The following is a 21,512-nucleotide window of genomic DNA, read 5'->3' on the forward strand; positions in this document are numbered from 1 at the left end:
GAGACATATCATGGCGAAGATTTTTTAAATACGCCGAGTCGGGCGCTGGGTGTTGTTGCCAAGAGGTCTTATCAGCTATGCTATGCGGATCTATAAGTACTCAACAGAATGCTACAGAAATACCCCGATAGGTTTCGAGTCACGGCCAGGTGGCCAGTGCGGGAAACCCAGAAGCTTACAACGGTAAGTGACTGGGTTGAGTGTACGCAGCCAACAACGCCGCGGCTTGAAAGATGAAGGGGGTAGCTGTTTGACACCTACAGGACCACCAGCCGCCATGCAAGAGCAATACCGTCCAGAAGACATAGAATCGAACGTACAGCTTCACTGGGAAGAGAAGCAAACTTTCAAGGTTACCGAAGATGCGAGCAAGGAAAAGTATTACTGCCTATCCATGCTGCCGTACCCATCAGGCCGTCTGCACATGGGGCACGTTCGTAACTACACTATCGGTGACGTGATCTCGCGCTATCAGCGCATGCTAGGTAAAAACGTCCTACAGCCGATCGGCTGGGATGCGTTCGGCCTGCCGGCTGAAGGCGCTGCGGTGAAAAACAACACTGCACCGGCTCCGTGGACCTACGACAACATCGAATACATGAAGAACCAGCTGAAACTGCTGGGCTTCGGCTATGACTGGGATCGCGAGATCGCCACCTGCGATCCGGATTACTACCGCTGGGAACAGTGGTTCTTCACCAAGCTGTACGAAAAAGGCCTGGTCTACAAGAAGACCTCCGCGGTGAACTGGTGTCCGCACGATCTGACCGTGTTGGCTAACGAACAGGTTATCGACGGCTGCTGCTGGCGCTGTGACACCAAGGTTGAGCGTAAAGAGATCCCTCAGTGGTTTATCAAAATCACCGATTACGCCGATCAACTGCTGAACGATTTGGACACGCTTGAAAGCTGGCCAGAGCAGGTGAAAACCATGCAGCGTAACTGGATTGGCCGCTCTGAAGGGGTGGACATCACCTTTGACGTGTCGGGCAGCGATGAAAAACTGACGGTTTATACCACGCGTCCTGACACCTTTATGGGTGCCACCTACGTTGCCGTTGCCGCGGGCCACCCGCTGGCGCAGCAAGGCGCCGTGAACAACCCTGCGCTGGCTGAATTTATCGAAGAGTGCCGTAACACCAAAGTGGCCGAAGCCGAAATGGCGACGATGGAGAAGAAAGGCATGCCGACCGGCCTGTTCGCCATCCACCCGCTGTCCGGCGAGCAAGTGCCAATTTGGGTTGCCAACTTTGTGCTGATGGAATACGGCACAGGCGCCGTGATGGCAGTACCCGCTCACGATCAACGTGACTGGGAGTTCGCGACCAAATACGGTTTGCCGATCAAACCGGTTGTGCTGGCACTCGACGGCAGCCAACCCGACGTGCAAGCCGAAGCCATGACTGAAAAAGGCACACTGTTCAACTCGGGTGAATTTGACGGTCTGGATCACCAAGACGGTTTCAACGCCATTGCCGACAAACTGGTCGCCAAAGGCGTCGGTCAGCGCAAGGTTAATTACCGTCTGCGTGACTGGGGCGTTTCCCGCCAGCGTTACTGGGGTGCGCCAATCCCAATGGTGACGTTGGAAGACGGTACCGTGATGCCAACACCTGAAGACCAACTGCCGGTGATCTTGCCGGAAGATGTGGTAATGGACGGTATCACCAGCCCAATTAAAGCCGATCCTGAGTGGGCGAAAACCACCGTAAACGGTCAGCCAGCGTTCCGTGAAACAGACACCTTCGACACCTTTATGGAGTCATCCTGGTACTACGCGCGTTATACCTGCCCGCAGTACGACAAAGGGATGCTGGATCCAGCCGCCGCCAACTACTGGCTGCCGGTCGATCAGTATGTTGGCGGCATCGAACATGCCATCATGCACCTGATGTATTTCCGCTTCTTCCACAAACTGCTGCGTGACGCAGGCCTGGTCGATTCCGATGAGCCGGCAAAACGCCTGCTGTGTCAGGGTATGGTGTTGGCAGATGCCTTCTATTACACCGGTAACAGCGGTGAGCGCGTGTGGGTTTCTCCCGTCGACGCCAATGTTGAACGCGACGACAAAGGCCGCATTATTAAAGCCACCGATCCACAAGGTCGTGAACTGGTCTATGCTGGCATGAGCAAAATGTCGAAGTCGAAAAACAACGGCATCGACCCACAGGTGATGGTTGAGAAATACGGCGCCGATACCGTACGCCTGTTCATGATGTTCGCTTCACCGGCAGAAATGACGCTGGAGTGGCAGGAGTCCGGTGTGGAAGGGGCAAACCGCTTCCTGAAACGCGTCTGGAAACTGGCCTACGAACATCTGGAAAAAGGTGCAGTTCAGCCGCTGAACGTTGCGACACTGAACGAAGAACAAAAATCACTGCGCCGCGATCTGCACAAAACCATCGCCAAAGTGACCGACGATATCGGCCGCCGTCAGACGTTCAACACCGCGATTGCCGCGGTGATGGAACTGATGAACAAGTTGGCCCGTGCACCGCAAGAAAGCGAGCAAGATCGTGCGCTGTTGCAAGAAGCACTGCTGTCCGTGGTTCGGATGCTGTATCCGTTCACTCCACACGTGTGCTTCTCTCTGTGGCAGGCTCTGGGTGGCGAAGGTGATGTGGATACCGCAGTCTGGCCGCAAGCCGACGAGCAAGCGATGGTCGAAGATTCCAAGCTGGTGGTTGTGCAGGTAAACGGCAAGGTTCGCGCTAAAATCACTGTGGCAGCGGATGCAACCGAAGAGCAAGTGCGCGCGCGCGCTGCCGAGGAACATCTGGTCGCTAAATATCTGGACGGGGTTACGATTCGCAAAGTGATCTATGTTCCTGGCAAATTGCTTAACCTGGTTGTGGGTTAACACAAGGAGGCGTTGTGCGACATCGTATTCTGACGTTGTTGCTGGGGTTGGCGGTGCTGGTCACCGCTGGCTGCGGTTTTCACCTGCGTGGCACCACGCAGGTACCCTCAGAAATGAAAACGCTACTGCTGGATAGTGGAGACCCTTATGGCCCGCTGACCCGTGCAGTGCGTGAACAGTTGCGTCTAAGCGGCGTGACCATTGTCAAAGATGCGAAACGTAAGGATCTCCCTTCCCTACGCATCATTGGCGCAACCGAAAGCCAGGATACCGCGTCTATCTTCCAGGACGGTAAAACCGCTGAGTACCAGATGGTGCTGACCGTTCAGGCACAGGTGCTGCTCCCGGGTCACGATTTGTATCCGCTGAGCGTGAAAGTGTTCCGTTCGTTCTTCGATAACCCACTGACCGCACTGGCTAAAGACTCCGAACAGGAGATCATTCGTCAGGAAATGCGTGAGCAGGCCGCGCAGCAACTGGTGCGCAAACTGCTGACCGTGCACGCGGCGGAAGAAGAAACGCAACAGAAAGCCGCTGCCGCCGGTGAAAAAGCGGCCAGCCGTGTAGATCAATGATTCGTATTTATCCTGAACAACTTGCCGCGCAGCTCCGAGAAGGGCTGCGCGCTTGTTATTTATTGAGTGGCAATGAACCGTTACTGTTGCAGGAAAGCCAGGATCTGATCCGTCAGGCGGCGCAACAACAGCAGTTCACCGAGCATTACAGCATTTCACTTGATGCCCATACCGACTGGGACGCCATTTTCAGCATCTGTCAGGCCATGAGCCTGTTTGCCAGTCGCCAGACGCTGATGCTGATCTTCCCGGAGAACGGACCCACCGCGCCTATCGGTGAACAGCTAATCAAGCTGGCCGCCCTGCTGCATGACGATATTTTGCTGATACTGCGTGGGCCGCGCCTGACCAAGGCGCAAGAAAACAGCGCCTGGTTCAAGGCTCTCACTCCGCATGGTGCTTATGTCAGTTGCCAAACACCTGAGCAAGCCCAATTGCCACGCTGGGTAGCACAGCGCGCCAAAACCATGAAATTGGAATTGGACGACGCGGCCAATCAGTTGCTGTGCTATTGCTACGAGGGCAACCTGCTTGCGTTGTCGCAGGCACTCGAAAGGCTGTCACTGCTGCATCCAGACGGTAAACTCACGCTACCGCGCGTTGAACTGGCGGTAAACGACGCCGCACACTTCACGCCATTCCACTGGCTAGATGCTCTGTTGGCAGGTAAAAGCAAACGTGCCTGGCATATCCTGCAACAGATGCAGCAGGAAGATGTCGAACCGGTCATTTTGCTACGTACCCTGCAGCGCGAATTACTGCAATTGCTGAATTTGCAACGACGCATGGCATCAGTGCCGCTGCGCACGTTGTTTGATCAGTACAAAGTGTGGCAAAACCGCCGCAATCTGGTCACTCAGGCATTACAGCGGCTATCCGGTACCCAACTGCGGCAAGCTGTGCATCTGCTGGCGCAGATTGAAATCACCCTTAAACAGGATTACGGCCAATCGGTTTGGTCGGAACTGGAAACCCTGTCAATGCTGCTGTGCGGCAAACCTCTGGCCACGAGTTTTTCAGATGCCCACTAAAACGCAAGACACCACCGTTCTGCACGCCCTGTTTGGCGGTACCTTTGACCCAATCCACTACGGCCATTTACGGCCGGTGGAGGCCCTCGCAGCAGAAGTTGGCCTGAGCCGGGTCACGCTACTGCCAAACCATGTTCCCCCGCATCGCCCTCAGCCCGAGGCTAATGCACAGCAACGGTTGAAAATGGTAGAGCTGGCAATCGCCGGCAATCCGTTATTTGCCGTAGACGACCGTGAGCTGCACCGCACAACGCCGTCCTATACCATAGAGACGCTGGAAGCCATTCGTAAAGAACGTGGCGCTGAATTGCCTCTGGCGTTTATTATTGGCCAGGACTCGCTCTTGTCGTTGCACAAATGGCACCGCTGGCAATCGCTGCTGGAGACCTGTCATCTGCTGGTGCTGGCCCGTCCCGGTTACAATGACCGGATGGACACGCAAGAACTGCAGCAGTGGCTGGAACAGCATCAGGTGACCGATGCCAGACAGCTTAGCCTGAAACCTCAGGGCTATATCTATCTGGCAGACACACCGCAGTTGGAAATTTCTGCCACGGAAATCCGCCAGCGCCGCCATCAGGGCCTCAACTGTGATGACCTGTTGCCACGTTCAGTACAACGCTATATCGAGTTACAGGGTTTATATCGCTAGCGAGAGCTGCATGATATACTGCGCCGCTATTTTTCAGGTATTCGCTGAAAACCCCGGAAACCTTAGCTGGCCGGGCAGTCACCAGCTGGCTTTCAGCGGCATCCTGCCGACTTATCATTGATTCAGGCCGCAATACGGGCAGTTGCCCGCCGCAGTCGAATAAACCGAACACACCCGAGGGGGAACCTTTGCAAGGTAAAGCGCTCCAAGATTTCGTCATCGATAAAATTGATGACCTGAAAGGCCAAGACATTATCGCTCTGGATGTACAGGGTAAATCCAGCATCACCGATTGCATGATCATCTGCAGCGGCACCTCTACCCGTCACGTGATGTCGATCGCCAACCACGTTGTGCAGGAAGCGCGCAACGCCGGTATGGAACTGTTCGGCATGAAAGGTCAGGAAGCTTCTGACTGGGTGGTTGTCGATTTAGGCGAAGTGATTGTTCACGTGATGCAGGAAGAAAGCCGTCAGTTGTACGAGCTGGAAAAACTCTGGAGCTAAGCGGTGAAACTGCAACTGGTAGCGGTCGGCACTAAAATGCCAGACTGGGTGCAGACCGGCTTTATGGATTATCTGCACCGCTTTCCAAAAGACATGCCGTTTGAGCTGACCGAAATCCCGGCGGGCAAGCGCGGCAAGAATGCCGATATCAAACGCATTCTGGAAAAGGAAGGCGAGCAGATGCTGGCGGCGGTGGGCAAAGGCAATCGTATTGTCACGCTGGATATCCCCGGAACGCCGTGGGAAACACCGCAGTTGGCGCAACAGCTCGAACGCTGGAAGCAGGATGGCCGCAACGTCAGCCTGTTAATTGGCGGCCCAGAAGGGCTAGCCCCCGCGTGCAAGGCCGCAGCCGAACAAAGTTGGTCACTCTCGCCGTTGACATTGCCGCATCCTTTAGTGCGCGTTCTGGTGGCTGAAAGCCTCTACCGCGCCTGGAGTATTACAACAAATCATCCTTACCACCGGGAATAATCGGTGGTAACCGTGACAGAGTGAAATAAAGCAGCGGGATGAAAATAGAACGTAACCCTTTTCGCGACTATACGGCTGAATCGGCCCTGTTTGTACGCCGCGCCCTGGTGGCGTTCTTGGTCATCCTGGTGCTGACCGGCATCCTCATCGCCAATCTGTATAATCTGCAAATCGTCCGCTTTGAGGATTACCGCACCCGCTCCAACGAAAACCGCATCAAACTGGTGCCCATCGCGCCCAGTCGCGGCATCATTTACGATCGCAACGGCACCCCGCTGGCGCTCAACCGCACGATTTACCAACTGGAACTGATGCCGGAAAAGATCGACGATCTTAAGGCTACGCTACAGGCATTGCGGCCCGTGGTCGATCTGACCGATGACGACATCACCAATTTCGAGAAAGAGCGCAAACGCTCGCGCCGTTTTGTCTCTATCCCGGTGAAAACCGCCCTGAACGAAGTGCAGGTGGCGCGTTTTGCCGTTAACCAATTCCGCTTCCCCGGTGTCGAAGTTAAAGGCTATCAGCGCCGCTACTATCCTTATGGATCTGCCCTGACCCATGTGATCGGCTACGTGTCGAAGATCAACGACCGTGACGTTGAACGGCTGGATAAAGATGGCAAGTTGGCCAACTACGCTGCCACACACGATATTGGCAAGCTGGGCATCGAACGCTATTACGAAGATACCCTGCACGGCAAAACCGGCTACGAAGAGGTTGAAGTCAACAACCGCGGGCGTGTCATTCGCCAGTTGCACGAACAGCCGCCTTCTGCCGGGCAGGACGTTTACCTGACACTGGATCTCAACCTGCAACGCTATATCGAACAGTTGCTGGTGGGCAGCCGGGCTGCGGTAGTCGTGAGCGATCCGCGCACCGGCGGCATTCTGGCGATGGTGTCCAACCCTAGCTATGATCCGAACCTGTTCGTCGACGGTATCTCCAGCAAAGACTACCAGGGGCTGCTGAACGATCCGAACCGGCCGCTGATCAACCGTGCAACGCAAGGGCTTTATCCCCCAGCCTCCACGGTGAAGCCGTACATTTCCGTCTCGGCACTCAGCGCTGGGGTGATCACCAAAAATACGACGCTGTTCGATCCCGGTTGGTGGCAATTACCCGGTTCGGAAAAACGCTTCCGCGACTGGAAAAAGTGGGGCCACGGCCGCCTGAATGTGACCAAAGCGCTGGAAGAATCGGCGGATACCTTCTTCTATCAAGTCGCCTACGATATGGGCATCGATCGCCTGTCGACCTGGCTGACCAGGTTCGGTTACGGCGAATATACCGGTATCGATCTGTCCGAAGAGCGTTCTGGCTTGATGCCGACCCGCGAGTGGAAATTCAAGCGTTATAAAAAACCCTGGTACCAGGGCGATACCATTCCTGTAGGCATAGGCCAAGGCTACTGGACGGCTACGCCTATCCAGATGTCCAAGGCACTGACCACGCTGATAAACGACGGCAACGTCAAAACGCCACATCTGTTGCAGAGCACCAGAATCAATGGGGCACTGGTGCCATTTAGCCAAGAAGAAAGCAAGCAGATCGGCGATATTCATTCCGGCTTCTGGGAAATTGCCAAAGACGGCATGTATGGTGTAGCCAACCGTCCGAACGGGACGGCGCGTAAGTACTTCGCGGATGCACCTTACAAAGCCGCGGCGAAATCGGGTACCGCACAGGTATTCGGCTACGAAACCTACAACGCCCACAAACTGGCGGAGCACCTGCGTGACCACAAATTGATGACGGCGTTTGCACCGTACAACAACCCTACGGTGTCGGTCGCCATCATTCTGGAAAACGGCGGCTCCGGTCCGGCGGTCGGGACAATAACCCGTCAGATCCTCGACCATATCCTGTTGGGCGATAACAATACGCAATTACCATCTGAAGCCCCACTGCCACCAGGCGTAGAGGGTGATTAAGGTAGAACATGACTGAAAGCCAACAAAAAGGGTCGATCTGGACCAAAATCCACATCGACCCTACATTCCTGCTACTCATTCTGGCCCTGCTGGTCTACAGCGCGTTCGTCATGTGGAGCGCCAGCGGGCAGGACATTGGCATGATGGAGCGCAAGATCGGCCAGATCGTCATGGGGCTGATCGTGATGGCCGTCATGGCACAAATCCCACCGCGGGTGTATGAAAGCTGGGCGCCGTATTTGTATATCTTCTGCGTAATCCTGCTGATTTTGGTGGATGCCTTCGGCCAAATCAGTAAAGGGGCTCAGCGCTGGCTTGATCTCGGCTTTGTGCGCTTCCAGCCGTCCGAGATTGCCAAGATTGCCGTGCCGCTGATGGTGGCGCGCTTTATGAACCGCGACGTCTGTCCGCCTTCGCTGAAGAATACCGCCATCGCACTGGTGCTCATTTTCCTGCCAACGCTGTTGGTTGCCGCACAACCGGATCTGGGGACCTCAATTCTGATCGCCGCCTCCGGCCTGTTCGTGCTGTTTCTGTCCGGCATGAGCTGGAAGCTGATCGCCGTGGCTGCGGTATTGCTGGCTGCCTTTATCCCCGTACTGTGGTTCTTCCTGATGCACGGCTATCAGCGCGACCGCGTCATGATGCTGCTCGATCCGGAAACCGACCCGCTTGGTGCCGGCTATCATATTATTCAGTCAAAAATCGCTATTGGCTCCGGTGGTCTGTCAGGCAAGGGTTGGTTGCACGGTACCCAGTCGCAGTTGGAATTCCTGCCGGAACGCCACACCGACTTTATCTTCGCGGTGTTGGCCGAAGAGTTAGGGCTGATCGGGGTGCTGGTGCTGCTGGCACTGTACCTGCTGGTGATTATCCGCGGTCTGATGATTGCCGCCAAGGCACAAACGACCTTCGGCCGAGTGATGGTCGGCGGCCTGATGCTGATTTTGTTTGTTTATGTGTTTGTTAACATTGGCATGGTCAGTGGCATTTTACCGGTAGTTGGCGTACCTTTGCCTCTGGTCAGCTACGGGGGTTCGGCGCTGATTGTGCTTATGGCCGGGTTCGGCATCATCATGTCGATCCACACGCATCGGAAAATGATGTCTAAAAGTTTATAAGAGGTGAGTAATGCGTAAGGAATGGCTTTGGGTCGGCGTAGTCGCGGTGTTACTTTCCGCCTGTACCGCCCCGACCTCGGAACAGCAAGCACCGCCGCAGCAGCCGTATAACGGGCCGGTGGTGGAAATCGGTGGCGTTGAGCCTCAATATGAACCCTATAACCCTAATAACTTGCAGGATTATAAGGTTAATGGCGACACTTACCGCATTGTGAAAGATCCGCAGAACTTCTCGCAAACCGGTCTGGCGAGTTCCTATGGCGAAGAAGCCCGAGGCAACACCACGGCGCTGGGTGAACAGTTCGATCCTAACGGTCTGACCGCCGCACACCCGACGCTGCCGATCCCAAGCTACGTACGCGTGACCAACCTGGCCAATGGCCGCCAACTGGTGGTTCGGGTTAACGATCGCGGCCCTTACACCAAAGGTCGCATTATCGATCTGTCGAGAGCCGTGGCCGATCGCCTGAACCTGTCCAACAACACCAAGGTCAAGGTTGATTTCATCAATGTTGCACCGGACGGCACCCTGAGCGGTCCTGGCACCATCGGTACTACCGTCGCCAAACAAAGCTACGCCCTGCCTTCACGCCCGGATCTTGGCTCCAGCAGCATGGGCACCCCGGTACAGCAGGACGTTCCTGTCGCGAGCGGCGCAGCAGTTCGCCCCATTGACAACAGCAGCCTGAATAACGGCGATGACGCCCCAGCAGCGGCCACCAGCAACAGCGGCCGCAGCGGTTTCCTTGGTGCGCCGAGTGCCGTACCGGCTGGCGTGTTGGAAGGCTCAGAGCCTGAACCTGCAGTCAGCGCTGCCGCCATTGCGGCCCCTGTAGCTGCCACAGCAGCCGTTGGTGCAGGCAGCATGGCTTCTGGCGGAAGCTATGTCGTCCAGGTTGGTGCACTGAGCAGTGCCGAACGTGCACAGACCTGGCAACAAAGCCTGAGCCAAAAGTTTGGCGTGCCCGGTAAAGTGGCTGCCAGCGGCAACGTTTATCGCGTACAGTTAGGCCCGTTCAGCAGCCGCCAACAAGCGACTCAGCTGCAGCAGCGCCTCGCTAGCGAAGCGCAGCAACAATCTTTTGTCACTGCTGCACCTTAAACAGAGTTCCGGCAGATATCGCGACTGATACTCCTTCCTTTAGCTGAAACATTTTCTTTCAGCTAAAGCCAGTAAAGCGCGATGAGTCAGAGGATTGGCTAATGCCTGCCGGGATCTCATCTGTTATAGTGTGGCTCGTTTTTAACTTTACCCTCATGGATGTTGTAGTCTCGATCATGAAACAAGTAACTTCTTTCCGCTTAATCAAGAGCATAGCGCTCGGCACCGTTATCGCGATGAGTGCAACTACTGTTGCGCATGCCGATGACGTTAATATCAAGACCATGATCCCAGGGGTACCGCAGATCGACGCGGAAGCCTACGTCCTGATTGATTACAACTCCGGTAAAGTTTTGGCCGAAATGAACGCCGATGCGCGCCGCGACCCAGCCAGCCTGACCAAAATGATGACCAGCTACGTCATCGGCCAGGCACTGAAAGCAGGTAAAATCGGCCAGGAAGACCTGGTTACCGTCGGACAAGATGCCTGGGCAACCGGCAACCCGGTATTCAAAGGCTCTTCGCTGATGTTCCTGAAGCCAGGCGACCGCGTACCGGTTTCCAAGCTGACCCGCGGCATTAACCTGCAGTCCGGCAACGATGCCTGTGTGGCCATGGCCGACTACGTGGCAGGCAGCCAGGACGCATTTGTTAATCTGATGAATACTTACGTCAGCAAGCTGGGCCTGCAGAACACCCACTTCCAAACCGTACACGGCTTGGATGCACAGGGTCAGTACAGTTCAGCACGCGATATGGCGTTGATCGGCCAGGCGCTGATCCGCGACGTACCAGATGAATACGCGATTTATAAAGAAAAAGAGTTCACCTTCAACAATATCCGCCAGATGAACCGTAACGGTTTGTTGTGGGACACCAGCCTGAACGTGGACGGCATCAAAACCGGCCATACCGATGCAGCAGGTTATAACCTGGTTGCCTCTGCAACAGAAGGCCAGATGCGCCTGATCTCTGCGGTGCTGGGTGGTCGTACTTATAAAGGCCGTGAAACCGAAAGCAAAAAACTGCTGACGTGGGGCTTCCGCTTCTTCGAAACCGTTGCGCCACTGAAAGTGGGCAAAGAGTTTGCCTCTGAGCCAGTGTGGTTCGGCGATACAGACCGCGTTGAATTGGGCGTAGACAAAGACGTCTATCTGACCATTCCACGCGGCCGCATGAAAGACCTCAAAGCCAGCTACGTGTTGAACACACCAGAAATTCATGCCCCTCTGGCTAAAAACCAGGTTGTCGGCAGCATCAACTTCCAGCTCGATGGCAAAACCATCGATCAGCGCCCACTGGTGGTGATGAACGAAGTGAAAGAAGGTGGTTTCTTCAGCCGTATCGTGGATTACATCAAACTGATGTTCCACCACTGGTTCGGTTAACAGTTGAAACGGGCGAAATCGCCCCCATATACTGATTAACTTTAACTCCCGCTCCGGCGGGAGTTATAATTTATAGATTAGCGATACCCTAAATAATTGGAGTTGCGTCGAGGCGGCAACCGTATGAATCCCGATGAACTTACTCAAGTAAGTGATTCGGCTAAGTAAGGGCAGCCAACAAAGGGGCAGTTTCAAGTATGACGGGACTATATTGATAGCCGCACTCTGGAGCGCACATGAAAACTAAACTGAACGAACTGCTCGAATTCCCTTGCTCATTTACCTACAAAGTAATGGGCTTGGCACAACCCGAGCTGGTAGACCAGGTGGTTGAAGTGGTGCAGCGCCATGCTCCTGGGGACTATAACCCACAGGTTAAACCGAGCAGCAAAGGCAATTACCACTCCGTTTCCATCACCATTAACGCGACTCATATAGACCAGGTAGAAACCTTATATGATGAGCTGGGCAACCTTGAAATTGTCCGCATGGTGCTGTAATTCCAGCACAAAAACCTGCTTTTCAGCCCGGGCTAGAGCATTCTCTGCCCGGGTTGCGCATTTTTGGTCAGCGAAATGCTGGTCGCGGGCCAGAGCGCCCGGTATAATGGCATTACCACTTCTGTAACCTGGCGATGACTCTTTTGCAACCAGACAAGATCATTTTGCGTCAGCTGGGGTTGCAGCCCTACGAGCCTGTATCCCTAGCCATGCACAACTTCACCGATCGCCGAATCGAGACCACGCCAGATGAGCTGTGGCTGGTTCAGCATCAGCCGGTGTTTACCCAAGGCCAAGCCGGTAAAGCCGAGCATCTGTTAATGCCGGGTGACATTCCGGTGATTCAGAGCGATCGCGGCGGCCAGGTGACCTATCACGGCCCGGGGCAGCAGGTGATGTATGTGATGGTTGATCTGAAACGCAACAAGGTTGGCGTTCGGCAGCTGGTCACGGCTATTGAAGATACCGTTATTAATACCCTTGCCCATTTCAACATCGCGTCACGCGCCCGTCCGGATGCGCCCGGTGTTTACGTGGGGGAGCAAAAAATTTGTTCGTTGGGTTTGAGGATCCGCAAAGGCAGTTCATTCCACGGCTTAGCCCTGAATGTCGCCATGGATCTTACCCCCTTCCAGCGTATCAACCCTTGTGGTTACGCCGGCATGCAGATGACACAGGTCAGCGCGGTTGTGCCTGGCGTTGGTATTGAAGACGTACACCCAGTCCTGGTACAGGAATTTGTTCATTTACTCGGCTACCCGAAGGTCGAGCTTCGTAACTGGAACCTGCACGATTATGAGTAAACCAATTCAGATGGAACGCGGCGTCAAATACCGCGATGCAGACAAAATGGCGTTGATCCCGATTAAAACGGTGGTCACCGAACGGCAGGAGCTGTTGCGTAAACCCGAGTGGATGAAAATCAAACTCCCTGCCGACTCTACCCGCATTCAAGGCATTAAAGCCGCAATGCGTAAAAACGGTCTGCATTCGGTGTGCGAAGAAGCTTCTTGCCCGAACCTGTCTGAGTGCTTCAACCACGGTACGGCCACCTTTATGATCCTGGGCGCTATCTGTACCCGCCGCTGCCCATTCTGCGACGTGGCACACGGCCGCCCTGTTGCCCCGGATGCTAACGAGCCGGAGAAACTGGCTCAGACCATCGCCGATATGGGCCTGCGTTATGTGGTCATTACCTCGGTTGACCGCGACGATCTACGTGACGGCGGTGCTCAGCACTTTGCCGATTGTATCGCCGCCATCCGCGCCAAGAACCCGACTATCAAGATTGAAACCCTGGTACCGGACTTCCGTGGCCGTATGGATCGCGCACTGGAAATCCTGACCGAAACGCCACCAGACGTGTTCAACCACAACCTGGAAAACGTACCGCGCGTCTATCGTCAGGTTCGTCCGGGCGCTAACTACGAGTGGTCACTGAAGCTGCTGGAACGCTTTAAAGAAGCACATCCTCACATCCCAACCAAATCAGGCCTGATGGTCGGTCTGGGTGAAACCAATGCGGAAATCGTTGAAGTGATGCGCGATCTGCGTCGCCATGGTGTGACCATGCTGACTCTGGGCCAGTATCTGCAGCCAAGCCGTCATCACCTGCCAGTACAGCGTTACGTCAGCCCGGCAGAGTTCGACGAAATGAAAGAAGAAGCGATGGCGATGGGCTTCACCCATGCCGCATGCGGTCCGTTTGTTCGTTCATCCTACCATGCCGATTTGCAGGCAAAAGGGATGGAAGTGAAGTAATCGCAGCAATGAATTGTTACGTTTCTCATCACGGAAACGCCAAAAAACGGATGTCCTTGCGGCATCCGTTTTTTATTGCCCAACCAAAAGCGTAATTACTGGTCTTTCTTTTCCACGCTCTGCGGGTTGGACTGGCTTTCAGCGGTGTTCGCTGCTGGCGGTGTCGTATCATCACCGACCGCCTTTTTAAAGCCTTTCAGCGCAGCGCCTAAATCTGCGCCCAAAGAACGCAGCTTGCTGGTACCGAACAGCAAAATGATCAACACCGCAATCACCAGAAGTTTGGTAATACTGAGACCTTCCATACTCACCTTCTTATTCATATAGCGCTGCGGACGCAGCGAAACAACAAAGCTTGCCTGATAATATTTACCTACTTTCCCTGAGCCAAAACAACATCAACATGTAACAGAGTGAGATCTTGAGCCAAGATGCTATTTTAAATGCATTGAACATTAATCAGACTATTCTGAGTTTCTTAGCTGCATGCTACGCTGTCATTCTACTTACTGTGGAGTTGCCGGATGTACACGCCTTCAGTCATTGATACCAGACGTTCCGGCCTCAGCTTCGCCAGACGCACCTATCTGCCTCGCATTGTCGGCCTTGGGGTCGGTTTTATCTGTGTATTCTCGGTGCTTTATTCACAGCAGACGTCTCCTTGGATATGGGGCCTGCTGGTTCTCCACGGTTTTATCTGGCCACACCTTGCCTACCAATGGGCACGTCGTTCCGCTATGCCTTTCAAGGCTGAGATCCGCAACCTGCTGATCGATTCATTTTTTGGTGGGCTGTGGGTGGCGATGATGGCATTCAATGCCTTACCGTCAGTCGTTATCCTGTCGATGATGGGCATGAACAACATTGCCTCCGCCGGAAAATCACTGTTCCTCAAAGGATTGGCCGTGCAAGTGTTCAGTGCCCTGGCGATCGGTGCCGTGCTGGGTTTTCCCTTTCAACCACAAAGCACAGCGCTGCAGATCTATCTGTGCCTGCCGATGATCTATCTCTACCCCACGCTCTTGGGGCTGGTGACGTACCGCACCGCCAAACGGCTGGCGGAGAAAAAACAGGAACTGCTGCGTATCAGCATGCGTGACGGCCTGACAGGGCTGTATAACCGCCGTCATTGGGAACATTTGCTCCATCACCAATTTGACAGTTGCCGGCGCTATCAGCACAGCGCAACACTGATTTTGATGGATATCGATCGTTTCAAAACCATCAACGACACCTTCGGGCATGCGCTGGGGGACGAGGCCCTGGCGGTGTTGGCCGAAGAGCTGTTAATTGGATTACGTGCAGTGGATATTGTTGGGCGCTACGGCGGGGATGAGTTTGGAGCCGTGTTGCCAAACACCAGCGCTGAACAAGCCAGTATTGCGCTGGTACGCATTCAGGAGCGGCTGAACGACATTATTTTCCGTGAGGCGCCACAGCTAAGATTGAATATCAGCGCCGGCATCGCCGATTATCACGGTGAAATGACCGGCTATCTGGACTGGTTAAAAGCCGCTGACAACGCGTTGTATCGTGCGAAGAACAACGGCCGCAATCGCCTGGAACTCGCGGTGCCCAATCATTAATACCAAGAGTGACAATTTCTGCTTTCCACGTCACTTTTGATACTACAAAACCGTCGGCGCTGGGTGTAAGATCCCACCAGCGCGGCAAAAACAGCGGCGTCGAATCACGGAGATGACATTCCTCCATAACCGCCTTCACAGGCTGATGATGTCTACGTAACCTCTCAGAGGGGTACGTAGCATTGTGCCTGGACCTTTCTGAGTTTGACTTCCCATTTAATGAAAGGCAGTTTTGACCATGTTGAGTTCTTTACTGGCAGTTTTTATTGGCGGCGGTGTGGGCAGCGTACTGCGCTGGGCCATCAGTATGAAGATGAACCCGCTGAATGCCCATATCCCCCTGGGTACTCTGGCGGTGAATTTGCTGGGGGGTTTTATCATCGGCGCCGCTATCGCCATTTTCTCTCGAATGACGCATCTGGATCCTACCTGGAAGCTGCTGATTACCACCGGTTTCTGCGGCGGTTTGACCACCTTCTCCACCTTTTCGCTGGAAGTGGTCTATTTGCTGCAAGATGGGCGTTTCGCCTGGGCTCTGGCCAATATGTTACTCAACCTGGCGGGCTCGCTGGCGATGACCCTGCTGGCGTTTATGCTGGTCATTTGGATTAATGGGCAATGAGCTAATTTCGTTGCCTTAATGTTTCCTTAATCTGCCCAGCCCATAATCTCATCCAGTATCCCCCACTGGATGAGAACTCAGATGTTTAGTCTGCCAAGAACCGCCACTGAAGTTACCGCAACTCTGCTGTGCCTGCTGATTGTTGGCACCTTCATCAAGGTTTATCTGTTCGCCTGACGTTCAGCGCCCCGACACCGACCTTTACAGTTGTGATATTGCCTATTGCCGTTGTTGCATTACAATTGAGAATGAACGTTCACACCCAGAAAGTGAAACGCATTTCTCTTGGCAAAGGATCGGGACATGATATCCACCAGCGACAGCAGGCAGGCTAAAGTACAGGCTCGCCGCGACCAGATTGTCGACGCAGCAAAACTCTGTTTTCGCCAGCACGGTTTTCACGCCGCCAGCATGGCGGAAATCGCACAAAACTCCCAACTGAGCGTCGGCCAGATCTATCGCTACTTCGACAACAAAGATGCGATCATCGAAGAGATCGTTAATCGTATCATCACCAGTAAAATGCGGCGGCTCGAGGATCTCGGCGATCATATCAACCTGATCGCCGGCACTTTGGCAGCACGCACCCTGTTTCAACAACCCGGTGAAAGCGAAACCGACCACATGTTGATGTTGGAGGTTACTGCCGAGGCCACACGTAACCCGAGCGTGGCGAAAATGCTCAGCGATGCGGAAACACGGTTATTCCACCATGTTTGCCAGAACCTACAGCGGATCTACCCGCACTTCAGCGAGCAGGAGATCGCCGCCAGGGTAGAGTTTATTGCCGTATTAAGCGAAGGTACCGGCTATCGCATTCTTACCACCCAAAAAGCCGATATCAGCCTGCTCAGCGGCCTATACCAGCAAGCTATCTCTCACCTGTTCAGGAAACCATAATCCTCATGACCAGACACATAGCCAGACAACGTCTGGTGTACGCACTCGTACTTGGCCTGCTTGCCTCACTGGGGCCGCTGTGCATCGATCTTTACTTACCTGCCCTGCCGGAAATGGCCGGAGAGTTGAATACGTCAACATCCACGGCACAGCTCAGCCTCACTGCCGGTCTGCTCGGGCTGGGGGTCGGTCAGCTGATTTTTGGCCCCTACAGCGACAAACTTGGCCGCATGCGTCCGCTGCTGCTTTCTCTGGTACTGCTGTTGGTTGCTTCCCTGTGGTGTGCTCTGGCACCCAACATCGACCAGTTACTGATAGCCCGGCTGTTACAAGGGTTAGCAGGGGCAGGTGGTGCCGTTATCTCCCGCGCCATCGCCCGCGATCTCTATTCCGGGCACGAACTCACGCGCTTCTTCGCCCTGCTGATGCTGGTCAACGGCCTGGCACCGATCATTGCACCTGTATTGGGTGGCGCGATGCTGCAGTTTATGGACTGGCGTGGCATTTTCGGCGCGTTGGCGGCCATCGCGGTACTGCTGTTTACTCTCGCCAGCCTGAAACTGCACGAATCACTGCCCGCGGAGCGTCGTAGCCAGGGTGGGATCTTGGCAATGTTGCAATCTTTGGGGGGGTTGCTCACTCAGCGCCAATTCATGGGCCTGTGCCTGACGCAAGGCTTTGTCATGGCCGGCATGTTCGCCTACATCGGCGCATCTCCCTTCGTATTACAGCAGATTTATGGCCTCAGCCCACAAATGTTCAGCCTGTGCTTTGCCGTCAATGGCGTTGGGTTGATCATTTCTGCGCAAGTCGCCAGCCGTCTAAGCATGCATTTTGGTGAAAGAAAGGTACTGAAAGGCGGCTTAACATTAGCGGCTATCTCATCGCTGCTGTTGCTGGTGGCTGCCGGTTTGCACGCACCGCTAGGACTGTTGATGGTGCCACTGTTCTTCTCGGTAGCGGTGATCGGGATTGTCGGCCCGACAGCATCATCTTTAGCGATGCAAAGCCAGGGGGACAAGGCGGGGAGCGCATCTGCGTTGATCGGCGTGAGCATGTTTGCGCTCGGGGCATGCAGTGTGCCACTCACCGGGTTGGGCGGTACTTCCAGCGTGTCGATGGCACTGACGATTGTTGGCTGTTACGCCATTGCCATCCTGCTGTTTAGCTTACTGGTACGTAAACAACCGGCTTGAGTTACCGAAAAATAATAATAAAAAACCCGCTCAAGGAGCGGGTTTTAAGAATTTCGGCTACTGTAGCTTAGATAGCGATAACGTTAGCAGCAGATGGCCCTTTGGCACCGTTCGTGATTTCAAATTCTACACGCTGGCCTTCAGCAAGAGTTTTGAAACCATTGCTAGCGATAGCAGAGAAGTGAACGAAAACGTCCTTGCTGCCATCTTCCGGAGTAATGAAGCCGAAGCCCTTGGATTCATTAAACCACTTAACGCTACCTTTAATCTTAGACATCAAACTTACCTTTAACGTGAATGTAAGACACAAAACGTGTGTCCAGTACAGTACAGCAATTAGACGGGATTTTGTCCACAACCTGGATCACATAAAATCGATAAAAAGTGAAAAAATCCATCTCGAACGGTGTAAAGCCTGTGTCCTCTTGGCCATTACCGCATTGAGCAGTCCGATCCTCTTTAAACCCTGGCGAACAACGACCGAACGCCTGTTTCACGAACAGTCAACGCACGTTGCCACCGTGATGCAGACACAATCGCTATGAAATATAACCAGATAGTCTTTTTGCTTCCGGCTGCCCTGCACTAGGGTTAAAGCTTACTAACCACTGTGAGCCAAGACTATGACCCGCCAACTGGCCGAAAAAATCGTCGCCTACCGCCGTGAACTGCATCAGAACCCTGAGCTGTCCAATCACGAGTTTGCTACTACCGCCCGCCTCACCCGCTGGCTGGAAGAGGCCGGTATCCGTATTTTACCGCTGGGGCTGAAGACCGGCGTAGTGGCCGAAATCGGCAGTGGAAAGGGGCCAATCATTGCGCTGCGCGGTGACATTGACGCCCTGCCGATCGAGGAAATTTCCGGCGTGCCGTTCAGTTCGCAAAACAGCGGTGTGATGCACGCCTGTGGGCATGATTTTCATACCTCGGTCATGCTTGGTGCCGCACACTTGTTGAAAGCACGTGAGGCCACCCTGCCCGGTACGGTTCGTATTTTCTTTCAGCCGGCAGAAGAAACCTTTAACGGTGCTCAACACCTGATCGACGCTGGCGCGTTGGATAACGTAGCCGCCGTGTTCGGCTTGCACAATGCACCGGAACTGCCGACCGGCACCTTTGCTACCCGGGCAGGTGCGTTTTACGCAAACGTTGATCGCTTCCAGATCCTGATCACCGGCAAGGGTGCTCACGCCGCCAAACCGGAGCAAGGCGTCGACACCATTGTGACCGCCAGCCAGATTGTCAACGCGCTGCAAACCGTGCCCAGCCGTAGCTTTAGCTCGCTGGAATCGCTGGTCGTCAGCGTTACGCGCATTGAGGGCGGCAATACCTGGAACGTCCTGCCACAAACCGTGGAACTGGAAGGTACAGTGCGTACCCATAGCGATAAAGTACGCCGACAGGTACCGGATAAAATCCGCCAGGTGATTAATGGCGTAGCCGCTTCGCTTGGCGCAGAAGCGGAACTGCGCTGGCAGGCCGGTCCACCTGCCGTCGTGAATGACGCGCGCTGGGCAACGTTCAGTAAAACGGTCGCTGCTGAAGCAGGCTACCGGGTAGAAGAAGCCGAATTGCAAATGGGCGGTGAAGACTTCGCCCTTTATCTGCACCACGTACCGGGCGTCTTCGTCAGTATCGGCTCAGCCAGTGAGTTCGGTCTGCATCATCCGCGCTTTAACCCGGATGAACAGGCCATTTTCCCTGCGTCACAATATTTCGACCTGTTGGCAGAACGCACTCTGCAACAATTAGCTACCGCACCAGAAAAAGCCACCAGCAAGGTGTAAAAACTCACCCAGGAATAAGCCGCAGCGCAGTGTATTCTGCGCTGCGGCTTATTATTTTTGCGCTGTTATATTTGCTATTTTCAACATTTGAATATGCTGTTTTGTTGTTTTACATCCTGATGTTGCTCATCAATAGTGGTGCTCTAGAGATAGCGCCACAGGGGCACTTAACAGGGTGATAGCAATGAGCAACAGTGCGAAGAATCAACGACAATTGCGCCTTGGCGCCATTTTGCATGGCGCATCAGGAAATATGTCTGCCTGGCGGCATCCCGATGCCACTGCCGATGCCAGCATTAATCTCGATTTTAATATTGCCACGGCAAAGAAAGCCGAACAGGGTAAATTAGATTTCGTGTTTGTGGCCGACGGTTTATATATCAATGAGAAATCCATTCCGCATTTTCTCAATCGTTTTGAACCGCTAACCCTGCTTGCCGCCCTCTCTGCCGCCACGCGTAAAATTGGGTTAGTGGGCACCCTATCAACTTCGTACAGCGATCCCTTTACCGTTGCACGCCAATTCGCCAGCCTCGATCACCTGAGCAAAGGCCGTGCAGGCTGGAACGTGGTGACTTCGCCGCTGGAAGGATCGGCAAAGAACTTCTCACGTACAGAGCACCCCGAGCACAGCCTGCGCTACCGCATTGCCAGTGAATACCTCGACGTCACCAAAGGATTGTGGGACTCGTGGGAAGCCGACGCCTTTGTGCGCAACAAACACAGCGGCGAATTCTTCCGTGCCGATAAACTCCATACCCTGAATCACCAGGGTGAGTTTTTCTCGGTACAGGGGCCACTGAATATTGGTCGTACACCACAAGGCCGCCCGATCCTGTTCCAGGCGGGCGCCTCGGAAGACGGCAAGCAATTAGCAGCCAAACACGCCGACGCGATCTTCACCCACCATGATACCCAACAACAAGCTCAGACGTTTTATCGTGACGTCAAAAAACAGCTGGTAGAGCAAGGGCGCGAACCGGATGACCTGCGGATCTTCCAGGGTGTCAGCGTGATCGTCGGAGACGACCATGAAGACGTGGAGCGTCAGTATTGGGAAACCGCACGTCTGGTCAGCATCGAAAACGCACTCAACTACCTTGGGCGCTACTTTGAACACTATGACTTCTCCCGCCACCCTCTGGATGCGCCGTTCCCGGATATTGGTGAACTCGGACAAAACAGTTTCCGCAGCACCACCGACACCATCAAGCGCAATGCTCGCGAACGTAACCTGACGCTGCGTGAAGTCGCGCTGGAGGCGGCTTCACCGCGCCCAGTATTTGGCGGTACGCCAGAAGCGGTGGCGGACGGCCTGCAAAACTGGTTCGACACCCATGCCGCCGACGGCTTCATCATCAGCGGCGGCACGCCAAATTCATTCGGCCACTTTGTGGATCGCGTGGTGCCGATCCTGCAGCAACGCGGCCTGTTCCGCAGCGATTACAGCGGCGATACGCTGCGCGAGCACCTTGGTCTGAAACAGCCACTCAACCAATTTACGCAATGACCTGGCT

Annotated in this window: 21 protein-coding genes and 1 riboswitch; of the genes, 19 read left to right on the top strand and 2 right to left on the bottom strand. The window is 54.4% G+C overall.

What is annotated here, in order from left to right; translation table 11 throughout:
* Positions 1-277 precede the first annotated feature (277 nt).
* From leuS to lipA, 13 genes are all read left to right on the top strand, one after another.
* Positions 278-2,860: a leucine--tRNA ligase gene (gene leuS, locus AC2FC2_RS18925; protein ID WP_400768312.1), complete on the top strand. Its 2,583-nt coding sequence runs from the start codon at positions 278-280 to the stop codon at positions 2,858-2,860.
* A gap of 14 nt (positions 2,861-2,874) precedes the next feature.
* Positions 2,875-3,435 carry an LPS assembly lipoprotein LptE gene (lptE, locus tag AC2FC2_RS18930; RefSeq protein WP_265554420.1) on the top strand — a complete coding sequence of 187 codons (561 nt, stop codon included), beginning with the start codon at positions 2,875-2,877 and terminating at the stop codon, positions 3,433-3,435.
* Positions 3,432-4,466: a DNA polymerase III subunit delta gene (holA, locus tag AC2FC2_RS18935; RefSeq protein ID WP_265554423.1), complete on the top strand. Its 1,035-nt coding sequence runs from the start codon at positions 3,432-3,434 to the stop codon at positions 4,464-4,466. Before lptE ends, holA begins: the two co-directional genes overlap by 4 nt.
* Positions 4,456-5,118 (top strand): nicotinate-nucleotide adenylyltransferase, encoded by a 663-nt coding sequence (gene nadD / locus AC2FC2_RS18940; RefSeq protein WP_490659722.1) that lies wholly within the window; start codon positions 4,456-4,458, stop codon positions 5,116-5,118. The genes holA and nadD overlap by 11 nt, the downstream gene beginning before the upstream one ends.
* A gap of 188 nt (positions 5,119-5,306) precedes the next feature.
* Positions 5,307-5,624: a ribosome silencing factor gene (rsfS, locus tag AC2FC2_RS18945; protein WP_037417998.1), complete on the top strand. Its 318-nt coding sequence runs from the start codon at positions 5,307-5,309 to the stop codon at positions 5,622-5,624.
* Positions 5,625-5,627: 3 nt separating this feature from the next.
* Positions 5,628-6,098 carry a 23S rRNA (pseudouridine(1915)-N(3))-methyltransferase RlmH gene (rlmH, locus tag AC2FC2_RS18950; RefSeq protein ID WP_004949595.1) on the top strand — a complete coding sequence of 157 codons (471 nt, stop codon included), beginning with the start codon at positions 5,628-5,630 and terminating at the stop codon, positions 6,096-6,098.
* 38 nt (positions 6,099-6,136) lie between these two features.
* Positions 6,137-8,032, top strand: a complete 1,896-nt coding sequence (gene mrdA, locus AC2FC2_RS18955) for a peptidoglycan DD-transpeptidase MrdA (protein WP_209636376.1) — start codon at positions 6,137-6,139, stop codon at positions 8,030-8,032.
* Between the two features lie 8 nt (positions 8,033-8,040).
* On the top strand, positions 8,041-9,153 hold the full coding sequence (gene mrdB / locus AC2FC2_RS18960) for a peptidoglycan glycosyltransferase MrdB (RefSeq protein ID WP_012005638.1): 1,113 nt from the start codon (positions 8,041-8,043) through the stop codon (positions 9,151-9,153).
* Positions 9,154-9,163: 10 nt separating this feature from the next.
* Positions 9,164-10,255, top strand: a complete 1,092-nt coding sequence (gene rlpA, locus AC2FC2_RS18965) for an endolytic peptidoglycan transglycosylase RlpA (protein WP_209636378.1) — start codon at positions 9,164-9,166, stop codon at positions 10,253-10,255.
* A 176-nt stretch (positions 10,256-10,431) separates the two neighbouring features.
* Positions 10,432-11,643 (top strand): D-alanyl-D-alanine carboxypeptidase DacA, encoded by a 1,212-nt coding sequence (gene dacA, locus AC2FC2_RS18970; RefSeq protein WP_037417985.1) that lies wholly within the window; start codon positions 10,432-10,434, stop codon positions 11,641-11,643.
* A gap of 236 nt (positions 11,644-11,879) precedes the next feature.
* Positions 11,880-12,143 (top strand): DUF493 family protein YbeD, encoded by a 264-nt coding sequence (gene ybeD / locus AC2FC2_RS18975; protein ID WP_020825613.1) that lies wholly within the window; start codon positions 11,880-11,882, stop codon positions 12,141-12,143.
* A 134-nt stretch (positions 12,144-12,277) separates the two neighbouring features.
* Complete coding sequence (gene lipB / locus AC2FC2_RS18980; protein WP_490659723.1) at positions 12,278-12,946, top strand: lipoyl(octanoyl) transferase LipB; 669 nt, start codon at positions 12,278-12,280, stop codon at positions 12,944-12,946.
* The gene (lipA, locus tag AC2FC2_RS18985) at positions 12,939-13,904 is read left to right on the top strand and encodes a lipoyl synthase (protein ID WP_020825611.1); all 966 of its coding nucleotides are present in this window, start codon (positions 12,939-12,941) and stop codon (positions 13,902-13,904) included. The genes lipB and lipA overlap by 8 nt, the downstream gene beginning before the upstream one ends.
* A 95-nt stretch (positions 13,905-13,999) precedes the next feature.
* Here the strand turns inward: lipA and tatA are convergent, their stop codons facing one another.
* Complete coding sequence (gene tatA / locus AC2FC2_RS18990; RefSeq protein ID WP_209636903.1) at positions 14,000-14,209, bottom strand: Sec-independent protein translocase subunit TatA; 210 nt, start codon at positions 14,207-14,209, stop codon at positions 14,000-14,002.
* A 219-nt stretch (positions 14,210-14,428) separates the two neighbouring features.
* Here tatA and AC2FC2_RS18995 point away from each other — a divergent pair, with 219 nt between their 5' ends.
* The 4 genes from AC2FC2_RS18995 to AC2FC2_RS19010 all read left to right on the top strand — a co-directional run bounded on the left by AC2FC2_RS18995 (position 14,429) and on the right by AC2FC2_RS19010 (position 18,208).
* Positions 14,429-15,490 (top strand): diguanylate cyclase, encoded by a 1,062-nt coding sequence (locus tag AC2FC2_RS18995; protein WP_209636385.1) that lies wholly within the window; start codon positions 14,429-14,431, stop codon positions 15,488-15,490.
* A gap of 99 nt (positions 15,491-15,589) precedes the next feature.
* Positions 15,590-15,652, top strand: a riboswitch (Fluoride riboswitch).
* A 76-nt stretch (positions 15,653-15,728) separates the two neighbouring features.
* On the top strand, positions 15,729-16,112 hold the full coding sequence (crcB, locus tag AC2FC2_RS19000; protein WP_209636387.1) for a fluoride efflux transporter CrcB: 384 nt from the start codon (positions 15,729-15,731) through the stop codon (positions 16,110-16,112).
* A 303-nt stretch (positions 16,113-16,415) separates the two neighbouring features.
* Positions 16,416-17,012 carry a TetR/AcrR family transcriptional regulator gene (locus tag AC2FC2_RS19005; RefSeq protein ID WP_209636390.1) on the top strand — a complete coding sequence of 199 codons (597 nt, stop codon included), beginning with the start codon at positions 16,416-16,418 and terminating at the stop codon, positions 17,010-17,012.
* A gap of 5 nt (positions 17,013-17,017) precedes the next feature.
* Positions 17,018-18,208, top strand: coding sequence for a multidrug effflux MFS transporter (locus AC2FC2_RS19010; protein WP_265554448.1), 1,191 nt, complete (start codon positions 17,018-17,020; stop codon positions 18,206-18,208).
* A gap of 67 nt (positions 18,209-18,275) precedes the next feature.
* Here the strand turns inward: AC2FC2_RS19010 and cspE are convergent, their stop codons facing one another.
* On the bottom strand, positions 18,276-18,485 hold the full coding sequence (gene cspE / locus AC2FC2_RS19015; protein WP_002210315.1) for a transcription antiterminator/RNA stability regulator CspE: 210 nt from the start codon (positions 18,483-18,485) through the stop codon (positions 18,276-18,278).
* Between the two features lie 346 nt (positions 18,486-18,831).
* On the opposite strand from cspE, the gene AC2FC2_RS19020 reads away from it, so the two are divergent.
* Positions 18,832-19,995, top strand: a complete 1,164-nt coding sequence (locus tag AC2FC2_RS19020) for a M20 peptidase aminoacylase family protein (protein ID WP_490659724.1) — start codon at positions 18,832-18,834, stop codon at positions 19,993-19,995.
* A 184-nt stretch (positions 19,996-20,179) separates the two neighbouring features.
* On the top strand, positions 20,180-21,505 hold the full coding sequence (locus AC2FC2_RS19025) for an LLM class flavin-dependent oxidoreductase (protein WP_209636396.1): 1,326 nt from the start codon (positions 20,180-20,182) through the stop codon (positions 21,503-21,505).
* Positions 21,506-21,512 lie beyond the last annotated feature (7 nt).

The sequence above is a fragment of the Serratia sp. CoH_122_TC_1 genome, assembly GCF_058191755.1.